The organism is Psychrobacter sp. DM8 (assembly GCF_051307025.1).
GTDB lineage: Bacteria > Pseudomonadota > Gammaproteobacteria > Pseudomonadales > Moraxellaceae > Psychrobacter.
This window is the reverse complement of sequence record NZ_CP195539.1, coordinates 22,646-43,077: the sequence shown is the minus strand read 5'-3', so window position 1 is coordinate 43,077 and position 20,432 is coordinate 22,646. Positions and strand designations below refer to the sequence as shown.

General features: G+C 41.4%; 15 protein-coding genes and 1 pseudogene. 4 read left to right on the top strand and 12 right to left on the bottom strand.

Annotated elements, in window-relative coordinates; all coding sequences use genetic code 11:
* The first annotated feature begins 142 nt into the window (after positions 1–142).
* Positions 143–553, top strand: coding sequence for a Cd(II)/Pb(II)-responsive transcriptional regulator (gene cadR / locus ACR64J_RS12705; RefSeq protein WP_025643920.1), 411 nt, complete (start codon positions 143–145; stop codon positions 551–553).
* Between the two features lie 147 nt (positions 554–700).
* Here the strand turns inward: cadR and ACR64J_RS12700 are convergent, their stop codons facing one another.
* Both ACR64J_RS12700 and ACR64J_RS12695 read right to left on the bottom strand, forming a co-directional pair.
* A complete protein-coding gene (locus ACR64J_RS12700) occupies positions 701–1,423 on the bottom strand; it encodes a CHAP domain-containing protein (protein ID WP_198336923.1) in 723 nt (240 codons plus the stop codon).
* Positions 1,424–2,219: 796 nt separating this feature from the next.
* On the bottom strand, positions 2,220–2,864 hold the full coding sequence (locus ACR64J_RS12695) for a DUF411 domain-containing protein (RefSeq protein ID WP_082787298.1): 645 nt from the start codon (positions 2,862–2,864) through the stop codon (positions 2,220–2,222).
* 239 nt (positions 2,865–3,103) lie between these two features.
* Between ACR64J_RS12695 and lnt the strand changes: the two genes are divergently transcribed.
* Positions 3,104–4,672, top strand: coding sequence for an apolipoprotein N-acyltransferase (lnt, locus tag ACR64J_RS12690; RefSeq protein WP_068039556.1), 1,569 nt, complete (start codon positions 3,104–3,106; stop codon positions 4,670–4,672).
* Positions 4,673–4,858: 186 nt separating this feature from the next.
* Here lnt and ACR64J_RS12685 read toward each other — a convergent pair whose 3' ends face one another.
* From ACR64J_RS12685 to ACR64J_RS12660, 6 genes are all read right to left on the bottom strand, one after another.
* Positions 4,859–5,785 carry a cation diffusion facilitator family transporter gene (locus tag ACR64J_RS12685; RefSeq protein ID WP_058025953.1) on the bottom strand — a complete coding sequence of 309 codons (927 nt, stop codon included), beginning with the start codon at positions 5,783–5,785 and terminating at the stop codon, positions 4,859–4,861.
* A gap of 245 nt (positions 5,786–6,030) precedes the next feature.
* The gene (locus tag ACR64J_RS12680) at positions 6,031–6,171 is read right to left on the bottom strand and encodes a hypothetical protein (RefSeq protein WP_156410079.1); all 141 of its coding nucleotides are present in this window, start codon (positions 6,169–6,171) and stop codon (positions 6,031–6,033) included.
* Between the two features lie 1,109 nt (positions 6,172–7,280).
* On the bottom strand, positions 7,281–8,249 hold the full coding sequence (locus ACR64J_RS12675) for a DNA-binding protein (protein WP_058025952.1): 969 nt from the start codon (positions 8,247–8,249) through the stop codon (positions 7,281–7,283).
* A 127-nt stretch (positions 8,250–8,376) separates the two neighbouring features.
* Positions 8,377–8,673, bottom strand: coding sequence for a hypothetical protein (locus tag ACR64J_RS12670; protein ID WP_025643904.1), 297 nt, complete (start codon positions 8,671–8,673; stop codon positions 8,377–8,379).
* Positions 8,674–8,813: 140 nt separating this feature from the next.
* Positions 8,814–9,755 (bottom strand): replication initiation protein, encoded by a 942-nt coding sequence (locus ACR64J_RS12665; RefSeq protein WP_058025554.1) that lies wholly within the window; start codon positions 9,753–9,755, stop codon positions 8,814–8,816.
* A gap of 361 nt (positions 9,756–10,116) precedes the next feature.
* The gene (locus tag ACR64J_RS12660) at positions 10,117–12,303 is read right to left on the bottom strand and encodes a MobA/MobL family protein (RefSeq protein WP_435951091.1); all 2,187 of its coding nucleotides are present in this window, start codon (positions 12,301–12,303) and stop codon (positions 10,117–10,119) included.
* Positions 12,304–12,590: 287 nt separating this feature from the next.
* Here ACR64J_RS12660 and ACR64J_RS12655 point away from each other — a divergent pair, with 287 nt between their 5' ends.
* Together ACR64J_RS12655 and ACR64J_RS12650 are read left to right on the top strand one after the other, a co-directional pair.
* A complete protein-coding gene (locus tag ACR64J_RS12655) occupies positions 12,591–13,106 on the top strand; it encodes a hypothetical protein (RefSeq protein WP_025643898.1) in 516 nt (171 codons plus the stop codon).
* 6 nt (positions 13,107–13,112) lie between these two features.
* On the top strand, positions 13,113–13,673 hold the full coding sequence (locus ACR64J_RS12650) for a hypothetical protein (protein ID WP_435951090.1): 561 nt from the start codon (positions 13,113–13,115) through the stop codon (positions 13,671–13,673).
* Positions 13,674–13,718: 45 nt separating this feature from the next.
* On the opposite strand, the gene ACR64J_RS12645 is transcribed toward ACR64J_RS12650, so the two are convergent.
* From ACR64J_RS12645 to ACR64J_RS12630, 4 genes and pseudogenes are all read right to left on the bottom strand, one after another.
* Positions 13,719–16,595, bottom strand: coding sequence for a type I restriction endonuclease subunit R (locus ACR64J_RS12645; RefSeq protein ID WP_435951089.1), 2,877 nt, complete (start codon positions 16,593–16,595; stop codon positions 13,719–13,721).
* 8 nt (positions 16,596–16,603) lie between these two features.
* Complete coding sequence (locus ACR64J_RS12640; protein WP_435951088.1) at positions 16,604–17,779, bottom strand: restriction endonuclease subunit S; 1,176 nt, start codon at positions 17,777–17,779, stop codon at positions 16,604–16,606.
* The gene (gene rhuM / locus ACR64J_RS12635) at positions 17,779–18,768 is read right to left on the bottom strand and encodes a RhuM family protein (RefSeq protein WP_435951087.1); all 990 of its coding nucleotides are present in this window, start codon (positions 18,766–18,768) and stop codon (positions 17,779–17,781) included. Before rhuM ends, ACR64J_RS12640 begins: the two co-directional genes overlap by 1 nt.
* A pseudogene (locus ACR64J_RS12630) lies at positions 18,765–20,361 on the bottom strand (type I restriction-modification system subunit M). The gene rhuM and the pseudogene ACR64J_RS12630 overlap by 4 nt, the downstream one beginning before the upstream one ends.
* Between the last annotated feature and the right edge of the window lie 71 nt (positions 20,362–20,432).

Genomic DNA, 20,432 nt, shown 5'->3' with positions numbered 1-20,432 from the left:
AATAATTTACCCTTTGAATAATGATATTATGAACCCTCTAGTGGCTTTAGAGTCAAGGTTATTTATCTACAGTTTCGTAATTTTAATTTCTCTAGCGCTAGTCTTTACAGCCACTTTAATTATTTAAATCATAGAGGTTGTTATGACAATCAAAATTGGTGAGCTCGCTAAACGCACAGGTGCCACAGTAGAAACCATTCGCTATTACGAAAAGGAGCACTTATTACCCGAGCCTTTTCGTAGCGAAGGGAATTATCGTTTATATAATGAAGAGCACATTGAGCGTCTACAATTTATCCTACATTGCCGTACGCTCGATATGGCTTTAGATGATGTGCGAATCTTACTTGAATACTGGGAGTCGCCTGACAAGGACTGCGGCGATGTGAATAACTTGCTAGATGAGCACATTCATGCTGTGGAAATACGAATGGAAGAACTGATGCACTTAAAGCATCACTTGACCGTTTTGCGCCAGAAATGTGCAAGTAGTGCACCAGCGTCATCATGTGGCATTTTAAACGCGCTTGTCGATAACTCCTGTCATGAGTAATGATATCAGTAGTGTTCATTTCTGACGGATCAAATCATGAAAGGTTAAATACGCCCTGATGTTAAGCACAAAAAAACCCAGCAATGATATTAAGATCACTACTGGGTTGGAGGAAATAACAACTATGTTGTGCTGACTTAGAAAGTCTTATTTATCATTCATAGCAAGGTGGATATTACGATCTGATGCGGATGCGTCATCCACGTATTTTGAATCGCGCCATGTCGTATAAGCATAGACACCACTGTATGGGCTGATGCTGTTCTGACGGAAATCAGAAATCCAATTTTCGCCATCAAATATTTGGATATGGCCATGCGGGCGCTTTGATGAGCGATCATAGACAATAACATCACCTACTTGGGTTGGCATATCATTACTGATTTTGCTAAAACCTGCTTTATCAAGCGTGCCACGAGTGGCGTACTGATAGGCTGAAGGATTGGGTGTAAATTCATAACCAGCTGATTGTAGTGCTTTACGTACGTAACGGGCACAATATCCAGAGCTGCCAGATAAAGCCACTTTTGAGGCGCGAGCAGCAGCGATAGCGGGGGCTGAATTGCTGTCAGGAACCTTATTGACTTGCTGCTGTTGTTTTTCAGCGTATAAGCGGCTGTTTAATGATGAAAGCTGATTCTCTTTTTGCTTGGCCTGCGCACTTAGGTTGCTAATTGCTTGACTAATTTCATCATTATTAGAAACATAAGCACCACTTTTGGTGCTATAGATGTTTTTTGATGAACCGTAGTTTGATGCCACAGAAGTATTGGTGATGGTATTATTTGTTTGAGAGATTGTGATAGCAGCACCACTCGTTTGTGCTATGCCCATACCCAGTACTGACAAAATCAATAAAGCCTGTTTCATAAATCTAATACCTACGGTTAATTCAAAATCGTCTGTTATCAACAACAGCGCAGTCAATTAAATCTCAATAACTCAAGTATATATATGTCATAGTGACTGATACTTCTGCTGCATATTATTCATATAAAAAATGATTATTGGCGATCACAGCTCATTGAAGTCTTACGAAGCTGTTACAAATCAAGCTGCTGACCAAAACACAAAGCCGACTTTAGCATAGGCTGTTTAGCCTGTCATCCCCCTTAAAAACCCCAAAAATACTTTTTTGATGTCGAAAAAATTGCTAATATCCCACATTTTACAATGTAAGTTTGTGTAACATGTACAGAATATAGCTGACTAGATTGACCACAATTTCTACTGTTTTATAAGCAAAAAAACGTCTGAGGGTTAAATCTATAATTTAGATTTAACCCTCAGACGTTTTTCTATTGGATGAAGTAATTACCCTATATAGGGTCTAACTAATTATTAAGATAATATAATAATTTATAATATTAATATAGATGTTAATTCCCTACTGGCTTATGTAATATTACGTAATTGTTTCGATACATCCTGTATATTCTTGTATTAACCCTTAGTTATTTATCTATTTTAAGGGTTAATAACCGATAAATCCGCTTACATTGTCATCAAAAGTTACAAATTCAAAGTTATTTTTAGTTTTAAAGTCGCAATAGCTAATGAATTTTTTGATGAAGAATCATTTTATAAGCAATAGAACAGTCTTATACTTGCTTCATTCGCTTTTAACGCTAACACTATAATCAAAGTATTCTTAACTGCTAACACACTATAATTGCTGCTCTACCGATTCAATATCAGCATAAACTTGGGTCGTCCCGTCTTTATTGAGTTGCATAACCTGATAGGGCATGAATTTATTTTGATACTCCATACCCGGGCTACCAACAGGCATGCCAGGTACGGCAAGACCCATAGCTTGTACTGGCGGATTTTCTAAAAACTGCGCCATATATTTAGCGGGTACATGACCTTCAAAGACGTAACCATCAGTAGTGACTACAGTATGGCAAGAACGCATTTCATTTGGAACGCTGTAGCGCTCTTTAAATACGGCTAAGTCCGCAACATCTTGCGCGGTTGCACTTAGACCATTATCTTCTGCATGACTTATCCATTCTTTACAGCAGCCGCAATTGGCATCTTTATAGACAGTGGCTGAGACGTTTTTTAGTAGGTCTGGTTTACTTACTGATGTCATCATAGGAGTATTTATAACGTTTGGTTCAGCTGTCTTCGGAACAGTCACTACATCTTCAGTTGATGCCGATGTTGTGCTTGCATCAGATACGCCACTACTCGGTTGGCTACAAGCAAATAGTGATGAGGCGGCAAGTAATACTAACGTACTACGCAACCCCTTAGACAGATAACGATTGAATATAAGACTGGATTTTATTTTTAAGGGGGTCATAGTGCTCTCTCATGTACTGTAGATATTGTGAGCTATAGAAGGTCAAGTAACACTTCATATCGTTTGGTAATGTAGCATAATAACCCATCAAACGGAGTACGTAAATTTATCCATTGAGCAGTGCGGACTGGTATCATAAGCAGTTTTCATTTTGAAATGCTGCCTGTAGTATTAACAGGTCTATCCGAGTTTTGGATTTTGACTAAAAATTCAAAACTCATAATTTTGGATAATTTGCGATGCGCCTGTCTACTATTAATCTACAAAAGCGTTTGAGTACTCACTCAAATCAATTACCGCTATGGTTTACGCTAGTAGCAGCATGGCTTGCAGGGGCTATTTTTTTATTTGCGCTAGCGCCTCATGGGTTCTGGCCGCTAGCAATAGTGTCACCAGCGATTTTATATGCGCTGTTGGTACCAAATATGAGTGGTCGTCGCGCTTTTATTATCGGTGAAGCTTACGGTATGGGGCTATGGTGCGTCGGCGGCTTTTGGCTCTATACTGCCATCCATGATTATAGCGATACTCCAACGTGGCTCGCATTGATTATGATTGGATTGATGGGTCTCGGTATGGGACTGTTTCATGGATTTTTAGCACTAGTCTTTAACCGTATGGTAGGCAAACAACCCTTTTCATTTGCTGCTCTTTGGGTGCTACAAGAATGGTTAAAAACTTGGTTATTCACAGGCTTTCCGTGGCTGTTTGTTGGTTATGCATTTACTGAAGAGTATTGGTTATCGTCCTTAGCACCCGTTGCTGGTGTTTTTGCCGTCTCTTTTGTTGCCATACTATTGGCTGCAAGTTTAGTAGAGCTACTGCTTCGACGCAGTAGTTATGCCGTCGTTTCTGTACTGTTATTAGCCATTAGCACATCATTATGGCTGGTCAATCCGCAATGGACAAAACCTAAGGGCACACCTGATCTGTCAGTGTCATTGATTCAAGGTAATATTTCACAAGATATAAAGTGGCTGACGCAATATCAAGTAGAAACGCTAAAGATTTATGCGAAGTTAACGCGCACTGAGTGGGGACGTGATGTGGTGGTGTGGCCTGAATCATCTATTCCGATGTTTCAGGATGAGGCTGCGGGCTTTATTAGTGAAATGATAGAAATGGCCAATGCGACCAATACGACATGGATAACTGGTATCCCTTATAAGGATAAAGCGGCATTCAATGCCAGTACGGATAAGTATCCCCCATTTTACAATAGCGTGATTGCTCGAGGTGTAGAAGCGGAAGGCCTATACAAGAAGCAGCGTCTAGTGCCTTTTGGAGAGTATATTCCATTTGAAGGCGTGCTCGATATTTTCCCAAGTTTGGCCGGTAGTCAGGATATTAAGAGCTATAGTCGTGGTAGTGATCAGCAGTCACCGCTAAAGGTGCGTGAACACAATATAGGGACGGCTATCTGTTATGAGGTAGCTTATCCAGATACCACGCGTAAAAATGCCATCGATACTGACTTTTTGTTGACCGTCTCTAACGATGCCTGGTTTGGCACTTCAGCAGGACCATTGCAACATTTGCAAATGGTACAAATGCGCGCGCTTGAGAACGGGCGCTGGTTTATTCGAGCGACCAATACTGGTGTTACCGCTATCATTAACCATAAAGGTCGTATTGTAAAACGCGCACCGCAGTTTGAGCGTACTGTACTACGTGGTGAGATACAGGCACGGGTTGGTAACACGCCCTTTATGCTTATGGGAAATTATCCTATCTTGATAATAATAACCCTGTTATTACTAATAAGCTATTTTGGCAAAGGTCTAACCACACTTAGAAGACGAGGGTAATAGTAAACTTAATCATAATAATTTAATCAGCGTAAGTTTTTTATTTTTTCTAGGTAACGTCCTAACGCACGTAAATATAAAAGTTTTAAACTATTGATCACATAAGAACTGATTGAAAAAATTATGTTGACATAAGGCACGCGCCTCATACTTAAAAAGAGATAGCTATATACGGTCTATCATCTTTTAGTTGATACTTTCATTTAATGCACGCGATTTTTGATTGTCATCTGCCTTAGTACCAAATTCAATAGTTGCATGTTGTATATTCTGATGCGCCAAATCTTCCTTGATGTTTTCTTTCATAGTAATAGTCTCTTCAAACGTTATATCGGTCTTCGGTACAATATGAACTGTAAGAGCATTCTCAGTGGTACTCAAAGCCCAGATATGTAAATGATGAAAGTTTTGAATAAAATTATAGCTCTCTAAGATAGCAGTGATTTTACTGAGATCAACATTTTGAGGTACTCCGTCGATAGCAAGCTTGATACTCTCTTTTAGTAGACCCCAAGTCGATAACAGTATAACGACTGAAATAATCAAGCTAACTAGAGGATCAACGATATTCCAACTTGTATAGTAAATAATAATGCCCGAGATAACGACACCTACAGAGACCAATGCATCTACCATTAGATGCAAGAAAGCACCTTTGATATTAATATCGTCTTTTTGACCTTTGTAGAATGCAAAAGCAGAAACAGTATTTATAAATACACCTATTAGAGCTGTAATAATAATAACTTTTCCTGCAACTTCCGGTATCGTATCAAATCGACCCAAGGCCTCATACGCAATACCTATAACGATTGTAACTAACAATATGGCGTTAATAAGAGACGCCATTATAGAAGCTTTTTTGTAGCCATAGGTATAAAGCGTAGTAGATGCTTTCTGTGCTAATTTCATTCCAATTAACGAGATTATTAAACTGGCAACATCACTTAAGTTGTGGCTAGCGTCTGCGATTAAAGCTAATGAATTAGTTGAATAGCCCACTATAAACTCGATGAGCGTAAATGCAGAATTTAGACCAATCCCAATATAAAAAGCTTTATTCATATTTTTAGGGTCTGGAGCTTGATGACTGTGGTTATCTGAATTACTCATAATTTACCCTTGTTTAGGTTGCTGCATTTTATTAAAGGTAGAAAATAAGTTTATTGCATATTTTCTATATTGCACAGTCAATATTGCTCTAATACCGTAGACCCACTTATTTTTATCAATAAACTGAGCCACAACTTGATTGTGTGTCCTATCTCTCCTTGGGCGAAAAAAGCGGATTTTACTGTAATCTAACTGGCTTACGTAAGCTTCTTGTTCTCATGTTCAAGCTCTTTAGTATGTGTAGCTTAGTCTTGAATGTTGGTTAGTATAGTTTCATTAGTGTGCTTTTTATGACATGACCACATAAAGGTGTAATCGTTTAATGCTTCAATCAGCATACGAACGGCGCGTTCTTTAATCTCAGGAGTGTAGGTTTGTCTTTTCATTATCGTATTCTCTCAGAAAGATGATTTACCGCTTCTTAACAGCGCGTGTAAAACCTTGCATCTGACGACTAAGCCGGTCTTCATAGTAAACTATCCCAGTATTGTCAGAAACTTAACGTCTTGTGAGGATGTACTAAGTGCTAACTTCAAAATGATTGAAATACCTACGCTAAATGACGACAAAAAAAGCCTAAGCAATCTAATGAAAAAGTAGATAATAAAAACCCAATCTACATGACAAACAAAAAAATGCCTCTGGGAGTTGACTCCCAGAGGCATTTAGTTTTAAATATAGCTAACGGTTACAGCGTGTTGACGCACACTGTAACGAACAAATAAGCACCTGAACTGCGTTATTTGAACAGCATTAAATGCCCGTGTAGGTGCATTTTATCCAAAATTTGCTTTCATATCAACTTTATTCACTATACATTTTAAAAACCGCTTGTTCGCTCGTTACATCCTCGTGCTGCTCTCTTTATAACCGTTACCCGTCAAATGGGTGGCAGGCTAAGGCGACGACTGCGTTTGACAGAAGGGTAAAGCTCTCGACAGGGGGTTCTAGACATATTGAGCAACGCAATGAGTGGTTATTTGTGCATATCGTAGCGGTATATTGGGTGTATTGCCCTTGCTAGCGTATGACAGCACAGTAGCGGTTAAGAGCGTGTCTAGGCGGTGCTATCAGCCGTAATCTTAACAACCGTAGCTTGATACAGTGATACGGTCTTGATGACGCGATGGGCGATGAAGTCGGCATGACTAATCACATCAAATCCAAGGAATGCACTAAAGTGTTTGTGAGTATGCTAGAAAATACTCATAGATGCTTTAGGGTGAGTGTTCCTTGAAATCTGCTCAAGGCTCCAAAATCAGCATCGGAACTTACTTAGGCTAATTTAAATAGTATATAGCCCACTAGGCTATATACTATTAGACTTCAGAGAAAAATTTAGAATAGTTCTTATACAACAGTCATTTATTCAGTGAGTCGATATTGTCATAGTTGATTCATAAGCTTAGTGTGAATAGAACGAGATCTACGCTTTAGGTAAAGTCTCTTCCTAGCTCATAACTATTCTTTATCTTGGAACCTTGAATACTTTTATTTAATCAACATCCAAGGCGTTATCTTTGTTTTGAATAAGTATTAGATTATCTTGAGCTTTCTTGAGTTTATTTTGTAACACAGTCACTTGTTCTTGTTCTGATAGGTGACGGCTCGATAGCTCGCCATATTGCTTATTCAATATACTATGTTCAGCTTCAAGTTTAGCCTGTATTTGAGTCAGCTGCTCATAAAGTCCTGATAGCTTATCACGTTCAAAGGTTACCGCCTTTAGCTCTCCTTTGATCTCTGCGGTAGCAGTTTGTATCTCATTGCGTTCAGCTGTGACCGTCTTTAGCTCTGACTTAGTGGCTTTAAGCTCCGCCTTTAAACGTGCAATCTCTGCTTTATCGCTATCAGCTGTAGCTTTAAGCGTGGCTACCTCACCAAGACTACTAGTAAGCTCTACAGATTGCTTATCTAATGCGCTACGTGTCTCTACAAGCTGTGATTGTGCTGTTTCTGCTTTAGTTCGTTCAAGCTCTAATTGATGCTTAGTATCTGATAGCGTCTGTTTGGTAGCATCATGGTCAGCTGTGGCTTGCTGAGCCGCTTTAGTTGCTGTCTCCGCAGTAGTGGCCACTTCGTCCAGCTGCTGTAGTAGATCTGCTTGTTCACCCTCTAAGGTTTTAACTGCTTCTTGCGCTTCGTCCGTCTCTGCTTGTGCCTTAACCTTAACCACCTCTAGAGCTTCACGCTCCTTAGACAGCCTATCGTTCGCCATATCAATAGCTGTCTGCCACATATCAGCGCCAAGCGTGTGCAAGCGTTCAGTGATACCGCTAGGTAAATCCACTTGTTGCAGCTCTTGCTCTTCCTGCTGTTCTCGCTTCCAACTCTGCATCGCATCACTAATGGTAGTGAATGAGCCACCGCCTAGCGCCTTACGCACCTCTGCCAGTGTCGGCTTGATCCCTTGCTCCTGTAATCGGTCAGCTGCTGCATGAATATCTTGTGTGGTGAGTGCCATGATTTTGTATTCCTTGATAGTGCATTGTAGTATGTTGTATATAGTATAATACAATATACAACATACTACAATGCAAGGTGTAAAAAAACCCCAAGTCGTCTTGAGGTTATAACTTGTTGGCTAAGACTTAATGATCAGTTAGGTATTCTTCTAGGGCATCATTGATCATGTCCTGATAGTTACCGCCTGTCTGCTTGGCTCTGTCCTTAAACTTAGCAAGAATGCTTGGGCTGATAACACTGGCTTCTGTAGTAAGCGTTTGTGGTTTGATACTGCCACGGATCGCGCCTGACCAGTCGGTGATTTCTGGAATGTCCGATAGATCAATGTCGTCATCGCTAAGCGTTGCTAAGTACTCTAAGTCCGCTTGCTGCTTAGCCGTTAATGGCGGCAACTTATCTATGTGATAACTAACCTTGTTCATATTGTCTCCTTTCAATCTTTGTGGCACGCCTGGCAGAGATAATGCGTATAACCTCAGGCCATAGATTTCAAACACTGCAAAAGCATTGGCCTTTGACTCTTAAGTAAGCCATATATCATAATTGGTAGTAAACATAGTAATTACTTACCTTGACTGACTTTTGGTAAGTAGCTCTCAAGCGCTTTGTTTGGCTTGTTAAAGCTTTCAGGCTCCCGCTGTATGATGTTAATCATTTCACGCTTAAAACTATCAGTACTCATTTTACCGTCATAGCTTAAACCTGGGTGATCGTTATAGTCGTTCATAAACTGCACATTATCAACAATTGATTTGATCTTATCTTCTGACAATTTACCGTCTTTACCAGCAATTTTATCTAATAACTTTTTGTGAAATTTGAGCTTTAAGCCTTTATAGCCCTTCCCTCTTGCTTTTTTTTGATACTCTACACTGACTTTATAATTCGTATTTTCATTTATATCGTTGATAGCTGTTTCAATAACATATCTTCGCAACTCACTAAATTGCTTATACTTATCTTTAACACACATTACGTGTTTAAACTCTTCTATCGTAAACTCTTTGCTGTACTGGTATTGATTAACCCACATTACCACCAATTCATACATTTTTATTGAATGAATACTCGATAACTCACCTATTTCTAATAGCTTGTATTTAGTGAAATTAGCTTTAAGTTGCGTCAAATATGGCAGTATTTTATTTGCGAATGATAATACGACTTCTCCGTTATCCGGATCATAAACAATACTACTAACAAGCCTTGTTTGAAGCGTTTTATTCTCGGGCAAGCTCATAACAATATCGACGTCATATAAACGTTTGCTTGCGTTCTCTATGTCACGATAAACATTCTGTTCGTTCTTAGACTTCTTACCAAAAAACAATGATTTAATATCATCAACTGTTACTTTATATTCTGTGTCTTGCGTGACATTTGGTGCATCAGGCCTACTGTCAATTTGACTGATACAAGCAAGCATGAGCTCTTTATCCGTCTTTTGCATTGTGTACGTTGCTAGGATTAAATCATTTGACTGAACAACTAAGTTATTTTCCATTTCAACTCTGCGCCCATAGTTACATTTAACAAGATCTTATCATAAAATAGAGTTATAAAAAGAGTGTTTTTTATTTATCTCTGTTTTCTGCTCATTTACTCTGTTTTCTGCTCATTTACTCTGTTTTCTGCTCATTTACTCTGTTTTCTGCTCATTTACTCTTTTTCTTTCTTGTAAGGTATTGATTTTAACAGGGAAAAATAGCTCTCAAACAGGATTAAACAGGAGCAAACAGGATTAAATAAACCCCTTAAAGAAACGGGTGATAAACTTTTTTGTGGATAAGTGAAAAATCATCACTTAAACCACGCAGCTTGCCTAAGTAACTTATTCCTCAGTAACGGTTCTTTTGAGGATTAGATTAAGGACTAAATCTTCGACTAGGTGTATTAACCTTATTCGCTTGATACTGGTAGGACTGTAAACCGTCCTGTATGGCCTTGTATTGGCTTTCAGAAAGTTTTCCGTCGTATTGCTCGGTAAACGTCTCTAAAGCGGCTTTAAGAGTCTCTGAGTAAGCTTTACGCTGGGTAGTTGGTAATGAGCTCATATCACGAAACGCAAATTTAAACTGCTGACACGTTTTATCTAAGGTATCTGCAAGATGTTCTTTAGCACATTTCCTCGCCTCAGCTGGGTGATTATCATTATCAATATAATCAGTTAACCATTCTGTATAGTTGAATGAGGAGACAACGTCTCGAGTCAGTCTACCAACGTCTCCTGCGCTACCGCCTAGCTTATTGATGATACTAGTTTTAAATGTCGCACGCTTTTGATCAATATCGTCCCTAAAGTCCTCAAAATGCTTAATAAGCGCCAGATACCGCTCTCGTTCAGCTTTAGGATCACGCAAAAGCTTGATAATGGATTTGTTATTTTCAACTAGCGTGTAATCAAAACGTTTGCCCACTTGCTGTAAGTGATCTCTAAACCCTAGCGCTTTATCTTTATCTTCAATACCAAGGCGCTTTGCAAACTCGCTAAGTATCGCAACTTGACGCTTATCAAATTTATCAGGGGCATCCTCTATCGTTTCTCCTTGTGCCCAGCTGATTGCCATTGAATTGTGATGGCGTTGAATTAAACGCATGGCTAAGTGCAGCTTCATACGTTCAGCATACTCAAAGATTCTCTCATCTTTGTGACGGTTTGCTCGAGTGTCTCGATCAACTTGTCTTTGCTGTCGATCAAGTCGTTCTTGCTGTCGATTAAGTCGAGCAGCTCTTGCTTGTCGTGCATTGTCATCGAAGGGGCTAGGGGCTGGTTTTGCGCTTCGCTCAGTTGCTTTGTTAATTTCAATATCTGACTTTCTGATAGCTTCAGTGATTCCCTCAATTGCTTGTTTTGTGTCGTCAATTCGTTGTGTGAGCTTATCATTTGCTTGTGCTGTGCCATTAATTCTTTGTTTTGTATCATCACATCGCTTTGGTAGGTTTTCGCATCGTTTAGCTGCCCAAGCAATGCCTGATTTTGCGTCTTCAACGCATCGTTTTGTGTCGTCAACTCGAGCTGCCGTTCTATGAGACTGTCCTGTGCAGTATGTAATGAGAGGCTTTGAGCTTCCAGAGAGTTGTTTTGCAAAGTCAGTTCGTTGTTTTGTGCCTCCAATGCGTCCAGGTAGTCTTGCATTTTTCTCAGTTGCCCAAGCAAGTCCTTTTCTAAGTGCGCTAATTCGTCGTTCATTGTCTGCTTCCTGTTTGATATGGTTCTCAGCCACCAAGTTATTACGTGCTTTGATGGCGCGGTTGGTATTACCTTTTTCGGTCGTGATGCCTCGGCGCTCCATGGCCGTCGCCTCCACTCCCATTTTAATGGTGGGCTGCTGATCAAGCCCCTGATCCTTGTAACTGCGCGCATCCATCAGCGGTAGATGATATTCGGCCAATACCTTATTGGCGGTATCTACCCACATCTCACGAATACGCTTAATCTCCTGCATTGATGACGGCAGATCATGCGCCTTACGTTTTTTATTGGACCACTCAAACGGGGTCTTAAGCTTTGGATCAAATGCCAAGGTTTTATTTGGTCCAATGGTAGGCGCTCGAGTAGTGACTAAAATATGCGCGTGAAAATTACGGGGATCAGGGTTTTCCTCACCCTCACGCAAATACTTAGAACTTGGTGGTACATTAGGATCGAATGGCAACTTCATCACCGGACGATGGATACACACATCCGCAATCACATCCATATCGTCACAAAGCTTTTGGGCAAAGTTTATGGCCAGCTGATGCCGATCATACTCGTCTAACTCATACGGCAAATTAATCAGCCACTCACGCGCCACCCGACTGTCCGAACGTGTCTCTGCCGCTTCAGCGGTATTCCAAAGCGTCTCCCGATCCACACTCACACCCAGCGCCTTTAGCGAAAATGGTAAAACAATATCGCTACTCATAACCCCAGACTTTTTACTATAGTCATGCGTCTTGCCATATTTGGCATCATCAAGCACATCGCCAGCACGATAGGCCGCAGATGCCACTGCCGACTGCCCTGCTTTTCGAGAAATCGCCTTTGTCGCGATATGTACCATCGTCATAAAAAGTCACCCGCTATTTTTGCTTTTTGCACACCACCGCTTTTCGTGGTGTGCGGGGTTTGGGGATTCCCCAACGAAGAAAGATTCAAAATTAAGATAGTAACGAAGTGGATAGATTAAATTTTGAGTCGTTACTTCGCCCTTAGTCAGGGAGACGCCACCATCAAATACTAAAATAATATATCTAAGATGTCTGATGCGGTTGTGTTAAAGCTTACCACAAGCGATTGAATGATAGTGAGGTGCTTGCTATGCTGAGTAAAATTTAATCGATAAGGGTAAATCTGATGTCAGTATCTAATAATAAAGCACCTATGTCTATTTTTGATAGTCAAGACTCTAATGAGCTAAAAGAGCGTCAACGGTTAGAAGAGTTAAAACGCCAAGCTAAGGTTCAGCAGGTGAAGCTGGATAAACGATTAAACAAGCAGAAGATTCTAATGGGGGCATTTTTGGGTCAAGTATTGGCAACTGAAGGTGAAACTGAGCAAATGATTCGAGATTACTTCGCCATTCACTTTCCAGATTTTTTAACAAGGAAATCAGATAAGTTTTTATTCAAAAGTATGATCGAGAGTTTAGGTGGTGATATAGGATTGGGTGAGGAAGAGGATCCATTTTTAGCCAACGTAAAAGAAAATAATAAAGAAGCTACTGATCAAAATACAGGCGTTGAAGGCAGAAATACTGATAGCAATAACCAAACGCAATCTGACTCTCTGGCTAATTATAGAGAACAGGATTCGCTACTAGATGACAATAGTCATGCTACTGGTGGAAGTAATCCAAACTATCATGGGTAATAGGTTATGTTTATTGAAAGCCACAAAGCTGCGCTATCAAGCTTTGATGCAAATATAGAGCCGTATATGGTCGATGGTGTAGTGGCAGATAGTGAAGGCGCTTTATCTGTGATGCTGCCACTTGCAAGAAATACGATAGCCATTAAATTTGCAGAAGATGATCATAGCGTTGCGGAAATGGTAGCTCGTGCATTTACTTTGTTTGAAAACTTCTGCACAAGCGATCAAGCATACGCTTTTTACAATGAGATGATGGAAAATCCAAAATTATATGATCGTGTGATGCAGCTCGTTACTCTGATGCTAATAGCTGATGAGCCATTAGGAACCCTTACCATAAGTAAGGCAGTGGATAAAAAACATGCAAAGCTTTTGAGTGATGTTCGGCTAGTTGGTGGAATTTTTGGGTTTTATGATAAAGAGACTAAGGTTTATACAGATGATATCACTTGCATAACTCATCTCAATGGAACAACTAAAGAGCTGACTCTGCCCCCTGAGAAGGTTTTGATGCTGATGAGCTATTACATAAATGGCCAACGTGTATTGACCATGATGCCCTGGTGATGGGTTTAGGTTAAAGTGCAGTTGCACAGGATCATGGATAGTCTTTTACATATCAGCATAAAACTTCTGGATAAAGTCACGAGTCTTGCTCATGAGTCGCTCGTGAAGGGGTTTGCGCTCAAATAGCTTAACTTTATAGTTAGGTAGCGCTTTCACTTCGTTACGGTCAGGTAGCCGCTTGCTAGTCTTATACTTTCTGAGGATCTCTTGCATGACATCGGCTTTCAGATTGTTATCTTTACATAGCTCTTGGTACGCAGCCTCCTTCTCTACGTCCCAAAAGTGTGCAAAAGCCTCCTCTACTGTCTGACCATCTGGCATTTTAGGCATCTGCTCCTTGATGAACTTTTGGATAAGCTCCTGCTTGTCACGGAAGGTCGGCTCATTCATGATCAAGTCGTCCACTTGGGCTTGGTACTGGGCAGCCTTCTCTTCGTTGCCGTCGTCCTGCTGTTTATTGGCTTGCTTGAGTAGCTCTAATATGTAGCCAACGTTAATACGGTCGCTGTGTAGCATCTCAATTTGGAAGTTGATGTCTCCCAACACTGAGGCTTTATCCTCGCTATTTTTATTTTGGGTGCGAATGTTGCGGTATAGGTCTATATATTTACTGGCAAAATTGGCGAAGTCTTCTTTATTCAGATCTGTATCAGCCTGGTCGTAGTCTACGAAGGTACCTAACTGCTCGTTATAGCGCATCACTTCACGAAAGGCTTTGATAAATGCTAACTGCTCATCTTCAGTCTCTAGTGTATCAACGGCCTTATAATCAGCGCAGATGTCTAAGAGATTCTTGGCAGCTTGATCGTAGTGCTTTCGTAGCTCATGCATTTCAGGAATGACGGCGATATCTTTCGCTTTCTTGTTAGCAAACAGGGCTAGAGCGTCGTCGGTGTTCTGTTTTAGGTTACGAAAGCAGACGATATTACCGAAGGGTTTTTTGTCGTTATAAATACGATTGGTGCGTGAGAAGGCTTGTACTAATCCGTGATACTTTAGGTTTTTATCCACGTATAGCGTATTTAAGGTTTTAGCGTCGAATCCTGTTAAAAACATATTCACAACGATCAGAACATCAATCTTGCGCTGTTTTACTTTGGTGGCGATATCACGATAGTAAGGGTAGTAGTTCTTGCCTGAATCAAAGTTTGTAGCGAATGTATGATTGTATTGGCCAATGTAGCGATCTAACTTGTCGCGGCTGCTCTCATCGATTTGGGCAGGGGTTTCAAAGCTCGACTCTTCAATTAAACCATTTTCTTCGAAACTGGCATCGGTCGCTTCGTTGGCCGCATAAGAAAATATCGTGGCAATGGTAAGTGGCTTGAATGTAGGGTCGTCGGCTTGCTTTTGCGCTTGAATACGCTCAAAAGCGTCGTAGTACTGCGTGAGCATATCAACGGAGCTAACGCAAAATATGGCGTTAAACTCGCGGCGTTTGGTCTTGGTGTCATGCTTTTCGATGATATAGCGAGCGATATCATCAATGCGTTTAGGGTCGTTATAGACCTCTTGAGTGTCAATGGCGGTGACTTTTTCATCGGCAGCACTGTCGTTTTTGGTGAATTTACCCACATAGTCAATCTGAAAGGGCAGCACGTTTCTGTCACGAATGGCATCCACGATGGTGTAGCGGTGCAAGCAGTCATCAAATAGGTAGGCGGTAGTGAGCTTAAGCCCAGCTTTATTGTGAGCGTTGTCAATCAATATGGGTGTGCCAGTAAAGCCGAACATCTGCGATTGTTGAAAAAAGCGTTTGATGTTTTGATGGGTTTCCCCAAATTGGCTGCGGTGACATTCATCAAAGATAAACACGACTTTTTTGTCTTGTAAGTAGCGGATCTTTTCTTGATGGCGCTCTGATTTGATAGCGCGGTTGAGCTTTTGAATGGTGGTGACGATCAGCTTGTCGTGGGTCTCGCCGAGCTGCTTGACTAAGTTTTTGGTGTTGGTGGTACTGTCTACGCTGCCGTCTTTAAAGGCGTTGAACTCATTAGCGGTTTGAGTGTCTAAATCGTTTCTATCCACGACAAACACCACTTTTTCGACATCAGGTAGCCCCATGATGATTTGACTGGCTTTAAATGAGGTCAGCGTTTTGCCTGATCCTGTGGTGTGCCAAATGTAGCCGTTTTTATCTGAGGTGGTGGCGCGCTCAATTAAGCGCTTGGTGGCATGGACTTGATAAGGTCTGAGTACCATCATGGTCTTTGAGGACTCATAAAGGACGATAAACTGAGCGATCATCTCGGTTAAGTGCGTGGGGGTTAAGAATACCTCGGTAAAATCGATGATCTCATTGACTGGTTTGTTGTCGCTATCTGCCCAGGGAAAGGTGAAGTTAAAGTGCTGAGTGCCTTTGGCATAGTAGCGTGTGTTTGCGCCATTACTGATGACGAACAGCTGAATGAACTCAAATAAGCCATGCCCTGCCTTATAAGCGGCTTTTGAGTAACGCATGGTCTGATGGAACGCCTCGGCAATCTCGATGCCGCCACGGCGCTTGAGCTCGATTTGGACAAGGGGCAAGCCGTTAACCAAGATGGTGACATCAAAGCGGCTGGTGCGCCCGTTTTGGCTGCTGTGGTCAATCATAATCTGATTGCTCAGCTGCCAGATGTTGTCCTTAGCATCTGGCCAAAAAAACTGAATATGGCGTGAGCTGCCATCATCGAACTTGATGTTGAACTTATCGCGCAGTTTTTTGGCACGCTCAAAGGCGCTGCCACTGCCCAGATGACTGATGACCTGCTTCCACTCATCGCCTGATAACGGCTTATCCAGCTGATTGGCGCGGACGATTTGCGTCTTTAGATTGGCAAGGAGTGCCGCCTCGGTGGTAATGATAACGCGATCATAGCCTAGGCGCTCCATTTGCGTCATTAGGCTGTCTTCGAGTTGGTACTCACTTTGCTCAGTCATTAGGTATCCTATACAAACATCTGCTGTAATAAGCCTTTCTTCCACGTTTTGGCGTGGTCGATTTGCTCGGCGACGTTATCAATTTTTTGGTCAATAGCGGTTAAGAAATTGGCGATTTTGGTTTGTTCTTCTAATATAGGATTTATTACGGGTATATCCTTTAAGTTTTTTAAGTTTAGCTTAGGCTGTGCGGTTCCTGAGTTGTATTGCTCATAATTTAGTGTTTCTAAATAGCTGGCTAAAAAAAAGTTATTACCATTTTTTGACCTAAATATATGAGCATGATTATTTAGCCAAAACTTACCAGTTACTAAGAAAGCTAAAGGTGATGAGCGTGTCAAAATATTAGCTCCATCTTCACCAATTAAAATATATTCTCCGTCAAAAATGTAATCATCTACATGATCAATAACGCCTGATGCACCAAAATAACGATAGTCACCTTGCCTTTTTTGCCGTTCACTACTACTAAGAGGAACTCTTTTCCCATTAAAAAAGTTGACCACCTCTCCTAGCGTTCTATCTTCCCAATCCTCAAAATCACTACCATCATCCGCTTTAAAGCGCAGTTTTTGGCTAAATATCTGCTGCATCATGCCTTTTTTATAGTCGGTAAGTAGCTCATGCTTTTGGGTCAGCTCGTCAATCTTAGTATCAATGGCGGATAAGAATGTAGCGATTTTGGTTTGTTCTGCTATATTAGGAAAGTTGAAAGGAAATGCTAAGACATCGCCCTTAGTAATGTTGGGGTCTTTGCGGCTACTAGCTGCAAAACTTTTCCATAACTTCACATTATGATTTAAATAATCTAAAAGAAATCGCGAATCTATATTCTCGTTAGGATATATTGCCGATAATGCTTGGTTGCATGTAGCTTCATTTGCCAACAATCCTGTGCGACCAATTTGATTAAAGCCCCCATACATAGCAACAAAAACAGTTCCTTTAGGAAGCATTTTTACGGAAGTGCTTTTCAAAGCAACCTTAGAAATCTGTTCTTCCGTATGTGTAATGACAGCATTGTTCAGGTCTGTCGTTTTGACCCAAGGAATATTTGCATTTTTGAAAAATTCCTTATTACTTCTTAAAGGTGTAGCACCTGAAGTAACTTCAAAAACCTCACCTATTTTTGAGGCTAACCAACTTCCCTCAAACTCTTTAAACCGCAATTTTGGCGTTGCCATCACATTACATCCTTATCTTGTATCACCAGTAGATTCATCACCAGACGGATGAGCACCTCTTTTTGAGTGGGGTCTGATTCGGCGATCAGCAGTGTGAGCGCTGCAAGCCCCGTATCATTGATGATGGCAGTACCCTCATCATTGAATAAGCGGTTATTACGGTATAAAAAATCAACAAATAAGAACGCTGCACTGCGCTTGTTACCATCAGCAAAAGGATGGTTTTTGACGACAAAATATAACAGATGCGCCGCCTTGGATTCGATACTGGGGTAAACTTCCTCACCAAACGCCGTTTGTTGAATATTACCCAATATGGCAGCCAGTCCATCACCGCGAGGCTTAGCAAATAGCTCTGTGGCCTCTTTTTTATCCATCAGGGTTGATTTGAGCTGATTCAGTGCCTGCATGGCACTTGGTGCGTCTAAAACCTCGCCGCCTGGTTGCCCCACAGGCTCATGCAACAAACCCTCATCGTAGCGCTGCAACCATAAAAAAGTTTGGGTGTAGCGGCTGATGATCTCGACCAAACCTAGTGCGCTGTCTTTGCTATGCTGCTCAGATTGAGCCGTTTTTTTGATTAAGGCGATGGCTTGCTCAAGCTCAGCGGTGTTTTGCTGCAAACGCTGTTGATTAATGCTAAAGCCTTGGATGAGATGCTCTTTTAAGGTGCGCGTCGCCCATTTGCGAAACATCACGCCTTGCTTGGATTTGATGCGATAACCCACGCTGATAATGACGTCCAAATCATATAAGGTCACGGGTTTGTCAGAAAAAGCAATTTGCACTTTTTGCAAATTGCTTTTTAGATCCACCTCTTCATCACCAATCGCGTTATTGATATGGCGTGAAATCACTGAAACATCACGGCCAAACAGATCACTCATTTGGGCTTGGCTTAGCCATACCGTGTCTTGCTCAACATTCACTTCAAGGCTGACTTGGTTGTCTACTTGATATAGCTGGATTTGACTGTCTACGGTGCTCATGACCCTACCTTAAAGGGCGAATCAATGCCCAGCTCTTCACAAAAGCCATTAATGACAGCGTCCGTTTCTTGGCTCTTTTTTTCTAAATCTTGTAATGCCTTGGCAACGGCTGTTAAATCCACTTCAGGCTCAGCCTCAAACGTGTCCACGTAACGCGGAATATTGAGATTATAGTCGTTATCGCTAATGTCCACTAAAGATGCGACATGGGCGAATTTATCGACGTTTTTACGCGCTTGATAGGTTTTGATGATGGTATCGATATGCTCAGGTAGCAGCATATTTTGATTACCTTGCTTCTCAAAGCCTTGACTGGCATCGATAAAAAAGACGTCTTTATCGTGCTTGCGGTTCTTTTTAAAGACTAAAACAGAGGTCGGGATACTGGTGCCGTAGAAGATATTGGCAGGGAGCCCAATCACTGCGTCTAAGGCGTTAAGGTTTTTGATGATGTATTCACGAATATCGCCCTCACTTGAACCGCGAAACAGTACACCATGTGGTAATACCACTGCCATGGTGCCGTCGTCGTCTAAGTGATGCAGCATGTGCTGGACAAACGCCATGTCGGCTTTGGTTTTGGGCGCAAGTTTGCCATAGTCTGAGAAGCGCTCGTCTTGAAGCAGTAAGGGATCAGCGGACCAGTTCGCTGAACATGGCGGATTGGCCACAATGGCATCAAAGCGCATTCCGACGTGCTGCGGACGCTTGAGCGTGTCTTCTTGCTTGATATCAAACTTGGTGAAGTTCACACCATGCAAAATCATGTTCATGCGTGCCAAGTTATAGGTGGTGCGGTTCATCTCTTGACCGTAGATTCTATCTACGTCATCCGCCTCACGCTTAACGCGCAGCAGCAAAGAGCCTGAGCCACACGTTGGGTCATAGACTGAGCTTATGGCGTCCTTGCCGCTAGTGACGATTTTGGCCAGTAACGTAGATACCATACGTAGATACCATTTGTGGGGTATAAAACTCCCCCGCTTTTTTGCCTGCGCCACTGGCGAACTCACCGATCAGATACTCATAAGCATCACCTAGCACATCGCTTTCAGTGTTACTCAGGTCAAAATCAATGGCGTCTAAGTGACTTAGCACTTTTACGATCAGCTCATTACGGTCATCAGGGCTATTACCAAGCTTGGTTGAGTTTAGGTCAATGTCTTCAAATAGGTTGGCAAAATCCTCTTCTGAGTCTGTGCCTAATGTGCCCTGCTCGATGGCTTTTAGCGTATCAGCCAAATCATCGAGAATGAACGCTTGGTCTTGTTTGCCGCGTTTGGCCAGTTGGTGAAACAGCTGATTGGGCGCAAGCGCATAGCCAATCTCATCAATAGCGTTTTCTTTGACTTCCTCGATATATTCAAGATGCTCAGGATTACTGATGTCAAACTTTGCAAAGTTGTCGAAGCCTTCGCCTTCTTCAGCCAAGATATTATTGGCAAAGCGGATGAATTTATCTGATAAGTACTTATAAAAAATAAATCCTAGTATGTAGTCCCGAAATTCATCTGCGCCCATTTTGCCGCGTAGATCGTTGGCAATATTCCAAAGCTGCTTTTTTAACTGTTGAAGCTGTTGTGATTGACTCATGATTATCCTAAATTAACATCGCTAGGTGTATAGGTGTATAGGTATATATACACCTGAAAATTAATTTTTAT